The organism is Streptomyces sp. NPDC058335 (genome assembly GCF_042723915.1).
Taxonomy (GTDB): domain Bacteria; phylum Actinomycetota; class Actinomycetes; order Streptomycetales; family Streptomycetaceae; genus Streptomyces.
On sequence record NZ_JBHXHX010000003.1, the window covers coordinates 439,411 to 455,299 of the forward strand.

Below are 15,889 nucleotides of genomic sequence, written 5' to 3' on the forward strand. Positions count from 1 at the left end.
CGGGCCGCTCACGCACGGGCAGGCCCGTGATCACCGTACCCGCGCCTCGGCCCCGCACCACTCACCGGCACCGCCCCTGCCCCGCCGGGAGTCACCGCGAGTCACCGGGAGTCACCGGGTGTCGGCAGGTGTCGTCGGGCGCCGGTGGGCCACTCGGTGGACGGCAACACACCCCGCGACCGGATACCCTTTGACCAGACACGCGACCCATCCCACAACAGCACACGCGGCCGAGGAGTCACCCGGATGAGCACCACCCAGAGCGAGAGGCTGCGAGAACTGCTCGAACCGCTCGTCACCTCCCAGGGACTGGACCTCGAAGAGATCGCCGTGGACTCCGTCGGTCGCAAGCGAGTGCTGAGCGTGGTCGTCGACTCCGACACCGGAGCGGACCTGGACCAGATCGCCGATGTGAGCCGCGCGCTCTCGGCGAAGCTCGACGAGACGGACGCGATGGGCGAGGGCGAGTACACCCTCGAGGTGGGCACCCCGGGCGCGGAGCGCGCCCTCACCGAACACCGCCACTACGTCCGTGCCACGGGCCGGCTGGTGAAGTTCCAGCTCCACGAGGGCGGCGAGATCGTCGCCCGCATCCTCGACGTGGACGACGACGGCCTCGATGTCGAGGTGCCGGGAGTGAAGGGCCGCAAGGCCACCGCCCGCAGGCTCGCCTTCGCCGACATCGACAAGGCCCGCGTCCAGGTCGAGTTCAACCGCAAGGACAGCGACGTCAACAAGGACATGAAGGAAGAGGAGGAGGCGTAGCCGTGGACATCGACATGAGTGCCCTGCGGGGCTTGGTGCGGGAGAAGGAGATCTCCTTCGACCTGCTGGTCGAGGCGATCGAGTCGGCCCTCCTCATCGCCTACCACCGCACCGACGGAAGCCGCCGCCACGCGCGCGTGCGGCTCGACCGGGAATCCGGTCATGTGACCGTGTGGGCGAAGGAGGACCCCGAAGACCTCGAGGAGGGCCAGGAGGCCCGCGAGTTCGACGACACCCCGTCCGATTTCGGCCGTATCGCCGCCAGCACGGCCAAGCAGGTGATCCTCCAGCGCCTGCGCGACGCCGAGGACGACGCGACGCTCGGCGAGTACGCGGGCCGTGAGGGCGACATCGTCACCGGCGTGGTCCAGCAGGGCCGCGACCCGAAGAACGTGCTCGTCGACATCGGCAAGCTCGAGGCCATCCTGCCGGTGCAGGAGCAGGTCCCGGGCGAGACGTATACGCACGGTCTGCGGCTGCGCTCGTACGTGGTGCGGGTGGCGAAGGGTGTGCGCGGTCCGTCCGTGACGCTCTCGCGGACGCACCCCAACCTGGTGAAGAAGCTGTTCGCGCTCGAGGTGCCGGAGATCGCCGACGGGTCCGTCGAGATCGCCGCCATCGCCCGCGAGGCCGGCCACCGCACGAAGATCGCCGTACGGTCCACCCGGTCGGGTCTCAACGCCAAGGGCGCCTGCATCGGCCCCATGGGCGGCCGTGTGCGCAATGTCATGGCCGAGCTGAGCGGCGAGAAGATCGACATCGTCGACTGGTCGGACGACCCGGCCGAGATGGTGGCGAACGCCCTGTCGCCGGCCCGGGTGTCCAAGGTGGAGGTCGTCGACATGGCGGCCCGTTCCGCGCGCGTGACCGTGCCGGACTACCAGCTGTCGCTGGCGATCGGCAAGGAGGGGCAGAACGCCCGTCTCGCCGCCCGTCTGACCGGCTGGCGGATCGACATCCGGCCCGACACCGAGCAGCCCGGGGAATAGATCCAAGCCGCAGCACGCTCAGATCACGTCAGTTATACGCGCGGCAACTGTTCGACCGCTGCCCCGAAGGGGTGAGGTCGCCGCGGGGAGGTAGACTTAACTGTGTCTGGCCGGACGCACACCAGAGCATGCCCTGAGCGCACCTGTTTGGGGTGCCGGGAGCGGGCGGCCAAGACGGAACTGCTGCGCACCGTGGCGATCAAGGACGCATGCGTCCCCGATCCTCGCGGTACGCTGCCCGGCCGGGGTGCGTATGTGCATCCCGCCCTGGTCTGTCTCGATCAGGCGGTACGCCGCCGGGCGTTCACGAGGGCGTTGCGAGCCCCGGGAGCGCTCGACACAAAGGCGTTGCGCCAGTACGTCGAGCAGACGACCGTTGCCGAACAGGCAACACCGTAAGAAGGCGTCGCACGGAACCCCCGTGCGGCTCTGGTACCCCGCGAGTTGGAAGTAGGTCGAGATTGCGATGAGCACTCGATGAGCACGCGATGAGTACGCCCATGAAGTAGCGACGGTCCGGACACACCCGGACCTAAAAGGAGCGAAGTGGCTAAGGTCCGGGTATACGAACTCGCCAAGGAGTTCGGGGTGGAGAGCAAGGTCGTCATGGCCAAGCTCCAGGAACTCGGTGAATTCGTCCGTTCGGCGTCTTCGACCATCGAAGCGCCCGTTGTACGCAAGCTGACTGACGCCTTCCAGGGTGGTAGCGGCAAGCCCGCCCCCCGCAAGGCAGCCCCCAGGCCCGCGGCGCCCTCACCGGCGCAGGCGGCCCGTCCGGGTCCGGCCGCACCGCGGCCGGCCTCTCCCAAGCCGCCGACGGCTCAGCAGCCCGAGGCGCCCGCCGCGCCCGCGGCTCCGGCCGCCTCGTCGGCTCCGTCGGCCCCCGCGCCGGCGGCTTCCGGTCCGTCGGCCTCCGGCCCGCGTCCGGGCCCCAAGCCCGCGCCGCGTCCGGCCCCGGCCGCCCCGGAGTTCACCGCTCCGCCGGCGCCTCCGGCCGCACCGGCGGCTCCGGCCGCCCAGAAGCCGGCCTCCCAGGGCCCGCGTCCCGGCGCACCCCGTCCCGCCGGCCGTCCGGCCGCCGGTCAGGGTCAGCAGGGCGGTCAGGGCCAGCGCCCGGCCCCCGCGCAGGGTCAGCGCCCCGGTGGCGGCGCCCAGCGTCCGGGCTCGCGTCCGGCCGGTCCGCGTCCGGGCAACAACCCCTTCACCTCCGGCGGCAACGCCGGTATGGCCCGTCCGCAGGCCCCGCGCCCGCAGGGCGGTCCCGGCGGTCCGCGTCCCGGCGGTGCCGGTGCCCCCGGCGGCGCTCCGCGTCCCGCGTCGCCCGGCGCCCCCGGCGGCGCTCCGCGTCCGCAGTCCGCGGGTGGCGCGCGTCCGTCCCCGGGCGGCATGCCCCGCCCGCAGGGCGGCGCTCCGCGTCCCGGCGGCGGCCCCCGTCCCAACCCCGGCATGATGCCGCAGCGTCCGGCTGCCGGCCCCCGCCCCGGTGGCGGCGGTCCCGGCGGTCGTGGTCCCGGCGGCGGCGGTCGTCCCGGCGGTGCCGGTGGCGGCGGCGGTCGTCCCGGTGGCGGCGGCGGCTTCGCCGGTCGTCCCGGTGGCGGCGGCGGTGGCTTCGCCGGTCGTCCCGGCGCCCCCGGTGCCGGTGGCGGCGGTGGCTTCGCCGGTCGTCCCGGTGGTCCCGGCGGTGGCGGCGGCGGTCGTCCCGGCTTCGGTGGCCGTCCCGGCGGTCCCGGTGGCCGTGGTGGCACGCAGGGCGCCTTCGGTCGTCCCGGCGGTCCCGCGCGTCGCGGTCGCAAGTCGAAGCGTCAGAGGCGCCAGGAGTACGAGGCCATGCAGGCCCCGTCGGTCGGCGGCGTCATGCTGCCTCGCGGCAACGGACAGTCCGTCCGCCTGTCGCGCGGTGCCTCGCTGACCGACTTCGCCGAGAAGATCGGCGCCAACCCGGCGTCGCTCGTCGGCGTGATGATGAACCTCGGCGAGATGGTCACCGCCACGCAGTCCGTCTCCGACGAGACGCTGAAGCTCCTCGCGGACGAGATGAACTTCGTCCTCGAGATCGTCAGCCCCGAGGAGGAGGACCGCGAGCTGCTCGAGTCCTTCGACATCGAGTTCGGCGAGGACGAGGGTGGCGAGGAGTTCCTCGTCGCGCGTCCGCCGGTCGTGACCGTCATGGGTCACGTCGACCACGGTAAGACCCGACTGCTCGACACCATCCGCAAGACGAACGTCGTCGCGGGCGAGGCCGGCGGTATCACGCAGCACATCGGTGCGTACCAGGTCGCCACCCAGGTCAACGACGAAGAGCGCAGGATCACCTTCATCGACACCCCGGGTCACGAGGCGTTCACCGCCATGCGTGCCCGTGGTGCCAAGTCGACCGACATCGCGATCCTCGTGGTGGCGGCCAACGACGGTGTGATGCCCCAGACGATCGAGGCGCTGAACCACGCCAAGGCGGCCAACGTGCCGATCGTGGTCGCGGTCAACAAGATCGACGTCGAGGGCGCCGACCCGACCAAGGTGCGCGGTCAGCTCACCGAGTTCGGTCTGGTGGCCGAGGAGTACGGCGGCGACACGATGTTCGTCGACATCTCCGCCAAGCAGGGGCTCAACATCGAGCAGCTGCTGGAGGCCGTGGTCCTCACCGCGGACGCCTCGCTCGACCTGCGGGCCAACCCGGAGCAGGACGCGCAGGGCATCGCGATCGAGTCCCACCTGGACCGTGGCCGCGGCGCCGTCGCGACCGTCCTGGTCCAGCGAGGCACCCTGCGGGTCGGCGACACCATGGTGGTCGGCGACGCGTACGGCCGTGTCCGCGCGATGCTCGACGACAAGGGCGAGAACGTGGAAGAGGCGGGTCCCTCGACCCCGGTCCTCGTCCTCGGTCTCACCAACGTCCCGGGCGCCGGCGACAACTTCCTCGTCGTCGACGAGGACCGCACGGCCCGCCAGATCGCCGAGAAGCGCGCGGCGCGTGAGCGCAACGCCAACTTCGCCCGGCGCGGAGTCCGGTTCTCCCTGGAGAACCTGGACGAGGCCCTCAAGGCCGGTCTGGTGCAGGAACTCAACCTCATCATCAAGGGCGACGCGTCCGGTTCGGTGGAGGCTCTCGAGTCCTCGCTGCTCCAGCTCGACGTCGGCGAAGAGGTCGACATCCGCGTGCTGCACCGCGGCGTGGGTGCCGTCACCGAGTCGGACATCGACCTGGCGACCGGCTCCGACGCGATCGTCATCGGCTTCAACGTCCGTGCGGCCGGCCGTGCCGCACAGATGGCGGAGCGCGAGGGCGTCGACGTCCGGTACTACTCGGTGATCTACCAGGCCATCGAGGAGATCGAGGCGGCCCTGAAGGGCATGCTGAAGCCGGAGTACGAGGAGGTCGAGCTGGGCACGGCGGAGATCCGCGAGGTCTTCAAGTCGTCCAAGCTGGGCAACATCGCCGGTGTCCTGGTCCGCTCGGGCGAGGTCAAGCGCAACACGAAGGCTCGACTCGTCCGCGACGGCAAGGTCATCGCGGAGAGCCTCAACATCTCCGGTCTGCGTCGCTTCAAGGACGACGTCACCGAGATCCGCGAAGGCTTCGAGGGCGGTATCAACCTCGGCAACTTCAACGACATCAAGGTCGACGACGTCATCGCGACGTACGAGATGCGGGAGAAGCCGCGGGCGTAACACCCACGGTTCGTGCCGGCCGGCGGGGCGCTGTCCCCGCCGGCCGGTGCGGCGTTCCGGCGGCGGTGAGCGGGGAAAACCCCGTCGAGCCGCGGCCGGGATCGTTGTACCGTTCTTGATGCCCCTGTCCGTTCAGGACAGGGCCATCGATCCCGTACCGGCGGGTGAACCGGTTACACATGTACGTGGGGACTCTGTCCTTCGACCTCCTCCTCGGTGACATACGTTCGCTGAAGGAGAAGCGCTCCGTCGTCCGCCCGATCGTCGCCGAGCTCCAGCGCAAGTACGCGGTGAGCGTGGCCGAGGTGGACCACCAGGACCTGCACCGCCGGGCGGTGATCGGCCTGGCCGTGGTGTCCGGGGACACGGAGCATCTGACCGATGTACTGGACCGGTGCGAACGGCTGGTCGCCGGCCGCCCCGAGGTGGAGCTGCTGTCGGTCCGACGCCGCCTCCACGGCGAACACGACGACTGACCACACCAGAGAACGCAAGAGAAGAAAGAACGGGAGACGGACCAGTGGCCGACAACGCGCGCGCCAAGAGGCTGGCGGACCTCATCCGAGAGGTGGTGGCCCAGAAGCTACAGCGCGGGATCAAGGACCCGCGGCTCGGCTCCCACGTCACCATCACGGACACCCGCGTCACGGGTGACCTGAGGGAAGCGACCATCTTCTACACCGTGTACGGGGACGACGAGGAGCGGGCCGCCGCGGCCGCGGGCCTGGAGAGCGCCAAGGGTGTCCTGCGCTCCGAGGTCGGCCGCGCGTCGGGCGTGAAGTTCACGCCCACCCTGAGCTTCGTCGCCGACGCCCTCCCGGACAACGCCCGCACCATCGAGGACCTCCTCGACCGTGCGCGCCAGTCCGACGAGAAGGTGCGCGAGGCGTCCGCGGGTGCCGGGTACGCCGCCGGCGCCGACCCGTACAAGAAGCCCGACGAGGACGACGAGACGGACGACGCCGCCGAATGAGCCCGAAGCAGACCCCGCCCGACGGCCTTGTCATCGTCGACAAGCCGTCGGGCTTCACTTCGCACGACGTCGTCGCCAAGATGCGCGGGATCGCCAGGACCCGCCGCGTCGGCCACGCCGGCACGCTCGACCCGATGGCGACGGGCGTCCTCGTCCTCGGCATCGAGAGGGCCACCAAGCTCCTCGGGCACCTCGCGCTCACCGAGAAGGAGTACCTGGGGACCGTCCGGCTGGGGCAGAACACCCTGACGGACGACGCCGAGGGGGAGATCACCTCCTCCACCGACGCCTCCGGGATCGCCCGGGACGCCATCGACGCCGGGATCGCCAAGCTGACCGGCCGGATCATGCAGGTCCCGTCCAAGGTCAGCGCCATCAAGATCGACGGCGTGCGCTCCTACAAGCGGGCCCGTGACGGCGAGGACTTCGAGATCCCGGCCCGCCCGGTCACCATCTCCTCGTTCACGGTGTACGACGTCCGGGACGCCGTCGCCGAGGACGGCACCCCCGTCCTGGACCTGATCGTCTCGGTGGTCTGCTCCTCCGGCACCTACATCCGGGCCCTCGCCCGCGACCTGGGCGCCGACCTGGGCGTCGGCGGTCACCTCACGGTGCTGCGCCGGACCCGCGTCGGCCCGTACAAGCTGGACTCCGCGCGCACCCTCGACCAGCTCCAGGAGGAGCTGACGGTGATGCCGATCGCGGAGGCCGCCGCGGCCGCGTTCCCCCGCTGGGACGTGGACGAGCGGCGGGCCCGGCTGCTGCTCAACGGTGTGCGGCTGGAGATGCCCGACGAGTACACGGGCACCGGCGCGGTCGCCGTCTTCGACCCCGAGGGCCGCTTCCTGGCGCTCGTGGAGGAGCAGAAGGGCAAAGCCAAGAGCCTGGCCGTGTTCGGCTGAGGCCCTCCGCTTCGCTTCGCCCGTGGAGCGGCGAGCACGGGGTCCTGCTCCGCCGCCGCTCCACGGTCCCCCCTCGGTTCCCCCACCCCTAGGGTGTATCCGACGGAGCCCGTTCATTCACCCGTCCGGACGGGCGCTCGGAGTGAACCGAGGGAGTGCACGGGGGCGCTTTCGGATCGTGCCCTGTCCCGCCGATCACCGCGCGCCTACCGTCGACCCAGAGGGCACGCGGGCGCGGCGGGAGGTACGGCGATGGCGGGACGGAGCCCGCGCACCGGCGACGGCCGCCACACACCGCGGCACGACCCCCGGACGGCGCGCGCGGACGACACGCGCCCCGGCACCGAACCCACCCTGGTCCGCGTCCAGGACCTCGCCGGGCGCCCGCGCGGCACCGGCTTCCTGGCCGACCACCACGGCACCGTCATCACCAGCCACGAGGCCGTCGACGGCCTCACCCGCCTCGTCCTGTACGGCGCCGGCGACCGCGGCTGCGTCGTCACCGCCGATGCCGTCACCCCGCTGCCGGAGCTGGACCTGGCCCTCGTCCGCACCCAGGGCCTCGACGCGGACCCCCTGCCGGTCACCGCCCGCGAGGGCGTCGGGAGCGGCACCTATGTCCGGCTGCCCGCCGGCTGCTGGCGCGAGGCGCGGGTGCTGACGGCGACCTCCGTGACGTACACGGCCACGTCCCGCTTCCACCGCCTCGCCGACTGTCTGGAGCTGGCCATCGGCACGGCGGGGCGGGACGCGCTGCGGCTCGGCGGGGGCGCGGCCGGCGGGCCCGTGCTCGACGCGGAGACCGGCGCCGTCGTCGCCGTCCTGGGCACCGCCCTGCGCTCCGACCACCACGACACCCGCTTCGCCGTCCCGTTGCGCCCCGGCCCGCCAGGCGGCCCCCTCGCCGACCTGCTCGCCCGCAACGCGGCCACCGTCCCCGCCTACGGCGCCGACCTCAACCTGGCGGGCCTTCTCGAACTCGCGGCCACCTCGGTCGGCTCCGACGGACCGTCCGCCGACTCCCGCGCCCTGGTCGAACGGGCCGCACCGGCACGGGAGTTCGCCGCGTTCGCCGACAGCCCGGCCGTCGTCCTCGGCCTCGTCGGCGCCCCAGGCAGCGGCCGTACGACCGAACTCGCGGCCCTCGCCGACCGGCGCTCCCGAGGGGCGGCACCGGCGCCCACGCTCTGGCTGCGCGGCGCCGACCTGCGGGACGGGGACGACTCGGTCGCCGACGCGGTCCGCCGCGCACTGAGCCGCGCCGCCCGGATCGTCGCCACGTCCCGCCCGGTCCCCGCCCTCGACGACCTGACCCCGGAGCGGCTCGCCCACCACGCCCGCGCCGCGGGCCGCCCGCTGCTGCTCCTCCTCGACGGTCCCGAGGAGATGCCGCCCGTCCTTGCCCACCGCCTCCCCGAGTGGACCGAGGGCACCGCGGACTGGCTGCGGGAGACGGGAACCCGGCTGGTGGTGGCCTGCCGGGCGGAGTACTGGGAACAGGCCGGCCCGCACTTCCCGGCGGGCATGCTGTACGGCCGTACGGACCGGGACCTGCCGCCCCGCGTCCCCCTCGGCGACCTCACCGAGGCAGAGGCCGACGCGGCCCGCGCCCGGCTCGGCATCCCCGGTACCGCCCTCGTGGGCCCCGACGCCCGGCATCCGCTCGTCCTCCGGCTGTACGCGGAGGTCCGCGCCGCCCTCCCCGACACCGACGACGGCACCCCCGTCTGCCGCGACGAGGTCCTCGCCGCCCACCTCGACCTGATGTGCCTGCGGATCGCGGTCCGGCTGGCCGCCGAGAACGGCGTGCGCGGCACCGCCGTACGACGGCTCGCCGCGAAGGTGTCCGGGCAGGTCCACGAGGCCGCCCGGCGCAGCCTCGGACCGGGACAGGGCGAACTGGACCGGGCGTCGTTCGAGGCGGTGTTCCCGTGGGGGCCCGCGCCCGCCCGGCTCGGCGGCGGCACCGGCTGGGCGTCCGCCGTCCTGGCCGAAGGGCTCCTGGTGCCCGCCGGCGGCGGCTACCGCTTCGCCCACGAGGAACTCGCCGACTGGATCCAGGGCCTCCACCTCGACCTGGACGAGGCCCTGCGCGTCCTCGTCCACCGCCCCCGCATCCCCGAGGGCACCCACCCGCTGCCCGTCCCGCACCACCGCATCGGCCCCGTCGTCGAGGCCCTCCTGCACCTGGGCCGACAGCAGGGCGCCCGGCAACTCGCCGCCCGGATGGACGAGTTGACCCGCGCCCTGGAGGCCGACCCGGAGTCCTGGTGGGCCGCCCGGCTGCTCGCCGAGACCCTGCCGCGCGTCCCGGACGCGACCCCGTACGCCGGTGTCCTGCGGCTCCTGGCCGACCTGGTCGTGGGCCGCTGCGACCGGCCCGGCCGCACCGTCGCGTTCGGCCCCGGCTTCTGGACCGCCCTGCCGCTCCCGGCCGACCTCCGCCTCGACCTCCTGCGTCGGCTGGTCCTCGCGGACCCGGCGCCGGACGCCGAGGACGTGCCCCGCCACCTCGACGCCGTCGCCCGGCAGCTCGCCGCCGACGCCACCGCCGTACAGCCACTGCTCGCGCGCTGGTTCGACGACGAGCGGCCGCTGCCCGCGACACCGCACGCCACCGTGGCGACGGCTGCGCAGGCCCTGCTGTACACGCACCGGCACCGGGGCCTGGACGACCTCACCGAGGTCCTCGTGGAGCGTGCGCACCCGCGTGCCGACGAACTCCTCGCCGTGCTGGCCGAGGAGGAGCCCTCCGCGCTGTGCCGGGCCGTCGACCGATGGGCGCACGACGAGCGGCCGGAGCGGCGTGCCGCGGCGATGACGTACGGACCGCGCGCGGCGCCCCGGGCGTGCACCCGCGCCGACCGCGAGCTGCTGCGGTACGCCGCCCTCGCGATCCTCGCCCGGCCCGCCGACCGGACCCTGCACGGCGGCGCGCTCGCCCTGCTCGTCCGCGACCCCGAGGCCCGCGACCGGCACCTCCCGCGGGCGTTGGAGTGGTTCGCGGCGGGCGACCCGAAGCTGCCGCCGAGCGCGCTGCTCACCGCCCTCACCACCCACCCGGAACCGGTCCTCGGCGCCTGCCGTGCCCGGCTGGACCGCCTCGGCACGGACACCGGGCCCCTGGCGCGCGCCCTCGTCGACGCCACCACCCCCGCCCTGGCCCGCCGGGTGGCCCTGCTCCTGCGGGAGGCTCTGGAGCGGCGCCCGGAGGCGGTCGGGGACCTTGCCTCCTATGTCGATGAGCGCCTCGACGACGGCACCCCGGTGTTGTTTCCGCTGGTCACGGGGTTGCTGGAAGGCGGCCCCGAGCCTCTGCGGGCCGCCCTGGCCGGTGTCCTGGCCGGGCCAGGCGCCCTCCGCCGGGAGCTGCTGGACTTCCTGCTGGCCCACGAACGCGAGCCCGCCGTCCTGGACGCCGTGCTGCACTCGGCCGGCCGGCTCAGCGGCCCGGACCAGCGCGTCCTCCTCCACCGCACCGGCCTCCTGCTCGGCCGCACCCCGGACGGCGCCGCCCGTTTCGACCGCGGCCTGGTCGACCTGGCCCGCCATGTCCCCGGCTTCGCGGCACAGGTCGCGGGCTGGCTCACCGGCGAGCCGGGGGAGTGGGCGGGACTGGTCGGCCCGAGCACCCGCCGCACGATCGAGAACCTGGCGGGCCCGCGGGTTCCCGCCTGATCAGGGGCCGGACGGGACGGCCCCGGGCAGTGGGGCGAGTCACAGCGCCCATGCCGATGCGGGCCGGAGACACCCGGCATGGCACCCTTAGAGCTGCGTATGCGGTCAACGGAACACATGAACACACCACCACACGACAAACACGGACACAGGTTCGAGGAGCGGTCACAGTGCAGCGCTGGCGTGGCTTGGAGGACATCCCCCAGGACTGGGGGCGCAGCGTCGTCACCATCGGCTCTTACGACGGCGTCCACCGCGGACACCAGCTGATCATCCGGCACGCCGTGGACCGGGCCCGCGAGCTGGGCGTGCCCTGCGTCGTCGTCACCTTCGACCCGCACCCCAGTGAGGTCGTGCGGCCCGGCAGCCACCCGCCGCTGCTCGCCCCGCACCACCGCCGCGCCGAACTGATGGCGGAGCTGGGTGTGGACGCGGTGCTCGTCCTCCCCTTCACCACCGAGTTCTCGAAGCTGTCGCCCGCCGACTTCGTCGTCAAGGTCCTGGTCGACAAGCTGCACGCCAAGGCGGTCGTCGAGGGCCCCAACTTCCGCTTCGGCCACAAGGCCGCGGGCAACGTCGAGTTCCTCATCGAGCAGGGCAAGGTCTACGACTTCGAGGTCGAGGTCGTCGACCTGTTCGTGTGCGGCGACGCGGGCGGCGGTGAGCCGTTCTCCTCGACGCTGACCCGGCGCCTGGTCGCCGAGGGCGACGTCGAGGGTGCCGGTGAGATCCTGGGCCGGCCGCACCGCGTCGAGGGAATCGTCGTGCGGGGCGCTCAGCGCGGCCGCGAACTCGGCTTCCCCACGGCGAACGTGGAGACCCTCCCGCACACCGCGATCCCGGCCGACGGCGTCTACGCCGGCTGGCTGCACGCGGCCGGCGAGGCGATGCCCGCCGCCATCTCGGTCGGCACCAACCCGCAGTTCGACGGCACCGAGCGCACGGTGGAGGCGTACGCCATCGACCGCGTCGGCCTCGACCTGTACGGCCTCCATGTGGCCGTCGACTTCCTGGCCTTCGTCCGCGGCCAGGCCAGGTTCGAGTCCCTGGACGGGCTCCTGGAGCAGATGGCCGTGGACGTGAAGCGCTGCCGGGAACTGGTGGCGGAGTCGGGCAGCCGGTAGCGGACCCGTTCCTACGACGGCGAAGGGCGGCCGGTGTCAGTCGACACCGGCCGCCCTTCTGTCGTCGGCCGCGTGGCCGCTACTGCTGAGGGGGCGGGGGAGGAGGCGGAGTCCGGCCGTCCGGGGCCTGGGCGTGGGGCGGGTAGCCGGGCTGGTGCTGTTGGTCGTGCTGCTGCTGAGGGTGCTGGTTGTGGTGCGGGTACGGCTGGCCGGGCTGCGGCATCTGCGGGTACGGCTGCTGCGGCTGGCCCTGCGGTTGCCCCTGCTGGGGGTACGGCTGGGCGCCCGGCTGCTGGGGGGCGGCAGGGTACGGCTGTCCGGGATGGGACTGCGGCTGTGACTGCGGCTGGGGTTGGGCCTGCGGCTGGTACTGGTACTGCTGGGGGTGGCCGGGCTGGCCCGGCAGGGGCGGAGCGGCGACCGGCGGCGGGTTGCCGTCGCTGGTCCACAGGCCGTGCATCTGCTGGTGCCGGACGAAGTCCTCCGCGACCATCGCCGCGAGGTTGAAGTACGACTCCCGCACCTTCGGCCGCATCATGTCGAGGTCGACCTCGGCACCGGCGGAGAGGTGCTCGTCGAACGGCACGACGACGACACCCCGGCAGCGCGTCTCGAAGTGGCTGACGATGTCCTCCACCTTGATCATCTTGCCCGTCTCGCGGACACCGGAGATGACGGTGATGGAGCGTGAGACCAGTTCTGCGTACCCGTGCGCGGACAGCCAGTCCAGCGTCGTACTGGCGCTGCTCGCGCCGTCCACCGACGGCGTCGAGATGATGATGAGCTGGTCGGCGAGGTCGAGCACCCCGCGCATCGCGCTGTAGAGCAGACCGGTGCCCGAGTCGGTGAGGATGATCGGGTACTGCTTGCCCAGCACGTCGATCGCGCGCCGGTAGTCCTCGTCGTTGAACGTGGTGGAGACGGCCGGGTCGACGTCGTTGGCGATGATCTCCAGGCCGGAGGCGGCCTGCGAGGTGAACCGCCGGATGTCCATGTAGGAGTTGAGGTACGGGATCGCCTGGACGAGGTCACGGATCGTGGCCCCGGTCTCGCGGCGCACCCGGCGGCCGAGCGTACCGGCGTCCGGGTTCGCGTCGATCGCGAGGATCTTGTCCTGGCGCTCGGTGGCGAGGGTGGAGCCGAGCGCGGTGGTCGTGGTCGTCTTGCCGACCCCGCCCTTGAGACTGATGACGGCGATGCGGTAGCAGGACAGCACGGGGGTCCGGATCAGCTCGAGCTTCCGCTGCCGCTCGGCCTCCTCCTTCTTCCCGCCGATCTTGAACCGGCCACCGCCGGCCGTCGGACGGCTGCTCTTCGCCTTCTGCTTCTTGTTGTTGAGCAGCCGGTCGGAGGACAGCTCCACGGCCGCGGTGTAACCCAGCGGTGCGGCACCGGGATTGACCGGCTGCCGCTGGTCGTGCTGAATCGGCTGCGGCCAGGCGGCACCGGCACGTGGGTCTACGGGGGGGTGGGGCGGCTGGGGCTGCGGGGGGGCTTGGGAGGGCTGGGCTCCGGGCTGCCCTGCGTGTGGGGGCTGTCCGGGGAAGCCCTGCGGGGCGCCCTGGGGGGCGGCGGCCGGGTGTTGCCCGTCCGGCTGGTGGGGGATGCCGGGGTGGGGCTGGGGGGCCTGCGGCGCTTGTGGGGCGTGAGGCGCTTGCGGGGCCGGGGGTTGGGGGAAGCCGTAGCCGCCGGGGGCGGTCGGCGCCTGCGGAGCCGGAGGGGCGGGCTCCTGCTGGGGGTTGGACGCGGGCGCCGTCGGCGGCTGGGCCTGCTGCGGGAAGCCGTAGCCGCCGGGGGCGGCGGGGGGCGTGGGGGCCGGGGGTTGGGGGAAGCCGTAGCCGGCGGGGGCGTTGGGTGCCGGGGGCTGCGGGAAGCCGTAGCCCGGCTGGGAGTTGGATGCGGGTGGCGGGCTGCCCGGCTGGTGCTGGGCCGCGGGAGCGGGGGGTTGGGGGAAGCCGTAGCCGGCAGGGGCGCTGGGTGCCGGGGGTTGCGGGAAGCCGTAACCGGGCTGCGCGTCGGGCGCGGGCGGGGTGCCCGGCTGCTGGGCGGCGGGGGGTTGCGGGAAGCCGTACGCCGGCTGGGGCGCGGGCGGCGCTGCCGGTGCGGCGGGCGGCGGGTTCCAGGCCGCCGGCGCGGGCGGCTGAGCCTGCGACTGCGCGGGCGGCTGCGGAGCCGGGGCGGCCTGCTGCGGCTGAGGCTGCGACTGCGCGGGCGGCTGCGGAGCCGGGGCGGCCTGCTGCGGCTGAGGCTGCGGCTGTGCGGGCCATTCGGCTGCCGGTGCGGGCGCGGCGGGCTGGTACGACGGCGGCAGCGGCGGCAGCCCGCTCTGCGGGGCCGGTGGGGGAGTCCAGGCGGGCGGAGCGACCGGCGCGGGCTCCTGCGGAGCGGGCGGGGCCGTCTCTGCCGGGACGGCGTCCGCAGGGTCGGGAGCGGGTGCCGCCTCCGCGGGCACGGCAGCCGACGGTTCGGGCTCGGTCTCTGCCGGGGCGTCCGACTCGGCGGTGGGCACGTCGTCCGACGCGTCTCCGTCCGCCGACTCCTCGTCCGGGGTCTCGGCGACGGGGGACACGGCTGCGGGAGCCTCGTCCTCCTCGGCGGCCGACTCGTCCTGCCGAACCCCGTCCTCCACCTCCCTGGACACGGCGTCGGCGCCGGTCTCCTCGGCCTCCGCGTCGGAGCCCTCGTTCACCTCGTCGTTCGCTGCCTCGGCGTCCGCCTCGTCGGCCGTGGCGTTCGCCTCGGCCTCGCTGTCGGCCTCGTTGTCGGCCGCGGTGTCCGAGGTTTCGGCCCGTTCCGCGATCTGGCGCTTCAGGGCGACCGCCGAGAAGCGCATGGTCGCGCCGCTCTCCAGATCGCCGTTCCCTGAACCGTCCTCGTCATCGGCGGGGGGCGTCGCCGGCTGAGGCTGCGGCTGCTGCGGCTCGAACCCGCTGTCCGCCGGCAACTGGGGCACGGCGACCGGCTCGCCGACGGGCGTGGCGGGCGCCGCCGGGACTGCGGGAGCGGCGGGTGGCGCGGGCGGAGTGAAAGGCGCCCCCGGAGCCGGAGCCACGGGCGGCGCGTACGGCGCCCCCGGCCCGGCCACCGGCGCAGGCGCGGCAGGCGTGAAGGGAGCGGCAGGTGCAGGCGGAGCCGGAGGGGCGTACGGCGCACCGGGCGTCACGTTCGCGTGGGCAGGCGGAGCCAGCCCCGGAATCGGGTCACCGGCGGGGAACCCGCCCCCCGGACCACCGGGCGCACCCGCACCGGGAGCCGGGCCCGATCCAGCGCCCGGCTCGGACCCGGGCTCCGTGCCCGACGCCGTCCCCGACCCCGAATCCCCAGCCGCGTTCTGCGTGTACCAAGCGGGCGGCGCGTAGTCGATGGTGAACTCGCCCGTCGTCTCGATGGCGGACTCCGCGTCGGGCTGGTCATCGCCGGGTGTGGCCCAGCCCCCGCGGATCCCGTCCCGATCGCTGCTCACAGTTCCTCCTGGTGTGGTCGCGCACCCTCGAGCCGTGCCGGGGCGACCATTTCTCGTCGTACGCAGTGGTCCGAGGCGGTCCGGGGTCGTCCGAAGTGCCGGCCCTCCCCCGGGACGTCGACGCCCACCCCACGGTTTCCGGCATCGCGCCCGGCACCAGCCTAATCATCAGACGCCCCGCCCAGGCAGGCCCGCCCACCCTCGGCACCAGTCCATCACGTCACCGGCTCCCCGACGAGTGAGCCCGCGAGCGTCATGCCGCCTGGCAAACCGGCCATAACGACACAAGTGCCGTACGAGAAAGGGCGGAAGGACGGCGGGCGACG

Annotated in this window: 10 protein-coding genes; 9 read left to right on the plus strand and 1 reads right to left on the minus strand. The window is 73.6% G+C overall.

Translation table 11 applies throughout. The features are described from left to right. Positions 1–246 precede the first annotated feature (246 nt). The 9 genes from rimP to ACFWJX_RS07835 all read left to right on the plus strand — a co-directional run bounded on the left by rimP (position 247) and on the right by ACFWJX_RS07835 (position 12,100). The gene (gene rimP, locus ACFWJX_RS07795; protein WP_383238357.1) at positions 247–765 is read left to right on the plus strand and encodes a ribosome maturation factor RimP; all 519 of its coding nucleotides are present in this window, start codon (positions 247–249) and stop codon (positions 763–765) included. 2 nt (positions 766–767) lie between these two features. Beyond that, the gene (gene nusA / locus ACFWJX_RS07800; RefSeq protein WP_383238360.1) at positions 768–1,754 is read left to right on the plus strand and encodes a transcription termination factor NusA; all 987 of its coding nucleotides are present in this window, start codon (positions 768–770) and stop codon (positions 1,752–1,754) included. A 102-nt stretch (positions 1,755–1,856) separates the two neighbouring features. Then, the gene (locus ACFWJX_RS07805; RefSeq protein ID WP_359058210.1) at positions 1,857–2,153 is read left to right on the plus strand and encodes a YlxR family protein; all 297 of its coding nucleotides are present in this window, start codon (positions 1,857–1,859) and stop codon (positions 2,151–2,153) included. A gap of 147 nt (positions 2,154–2,300) precedes the next feature. Further along, entirely contained in the window at positions 2,301–5,423 is a 3,123-nt protein-coding gene (infB, locus tag ACFWJX_RS07810; protein WP_383238363.1) for a translation initiation factor IF-2, read from the plus strand. 179 nt (positions 5,424–5,602) lie between these two features. Beyond that, positions 5,603–5,899 (plus strand): DUF503 domain-containing protein, encoded by a 297-nt coding sequence (locus tag ACFWJX_RS07815; protein WP_383238366.1) that lies wholly within the window; start codon positions 5,603–5,605, stop codon positions 5,897–5,899. 44 nt (positions 5,900–5,943) lie between these two features. Continuing rightward, entirely contained in the window at positions 5,944–6,396 is a 453-nt protein-coding gene (gene rbfA / locus ACFWJX_RS07820; protein ID WP_073498925.1) for a 30S ribosome-binding factor RbfA, read from the plus strand. Next, a complete protein-coding gene (gene truB / locus ACFWJX_RS07825) occupies positions 6,393–7,298 on the plus strand; it encodes a tRNA pseudouridine(55) synthase TruB (RefSeq protein WP_383238370.1) in 906 nt (301 codons plus the stop codon). The genes rbfA and truB overlap by 4 nt, the downstream gene beginning before the upstream one ends. A gap of 252 nt (positions 7,299–7,550) precedes the next feature. Beyond that, a complete protein-coding gene (locus ACFWJX_RS07830) occupies positions 7,551–10,976 on the plus strand; it encodes a trypsin-like peptidase domain-containing protein (RefSeq protein WP_383238373.1) in 3,426 nt (1,141 codons plus the stop codon). A 170-nt stretch (positions 10,977–11,146) separates the two neighbouring features. After that, the gene (locus ACFWJX_RS07835) at positions 11,147–12,100 is read left to right on the plus strand and encodes a bifunctional riboflavin kinase/FAD synthetase (RefSeq protein WP_383238376.1); all 954 of its coding nucleotides are present in this window, start codon (positions 11,147–11,149) and stop codon (positions 12,098–12,100) included. A 79-nt stretch (positions 12,101–12,179) separates the two neighbouring features. Here ACFWJX_RS07835 and ACFWJX_RS07840 read toward each other — a convergent pair whose 3' ends face one another. After that, entirely contained in the window at positions 12,180–15,563 is a 3,384-nt protein-coding gene (locus ACFWJX_RS07840; RefSeq protein WP_383238379.1) for an SCO5717 family growth-regulating ATPase, read from the minus strand. Between the last annotated feature and the right edge of the window lie 326 nt (positions 15,564–15,889).

Bases quoted from the DNA above. Each gene is read 5' to 3' on its own strand.
- ACFWJX_RS07830 (WP_383238373.1), top strand. From the start codon at position 7,551: ATGGCGGGACGGAGCCCGCGCACCGGCGACGGCCGCCACACACCGCGG.
- ACFWJX_RS07815 (WP_383238366.1), top strand. From the start codon at position 5,603: ATGTACGTGGGGACTCTGTCCTTCGACCTCCTCCTCGGTGACATACGT.
- rimP (WP_383238357.1), top strand. From the start codon at position 247: ATGAGCACCACCCAGAGCGAGAGGCTGCGAGAACTGCTCGAACCGCTC.
- truB (WP_383238370.1), top strand. From the start codon at position 6,393: ATGAGCCCGAAGCAGACCCCGCCCGACGGCCTTGTCATCGTCGACAAG.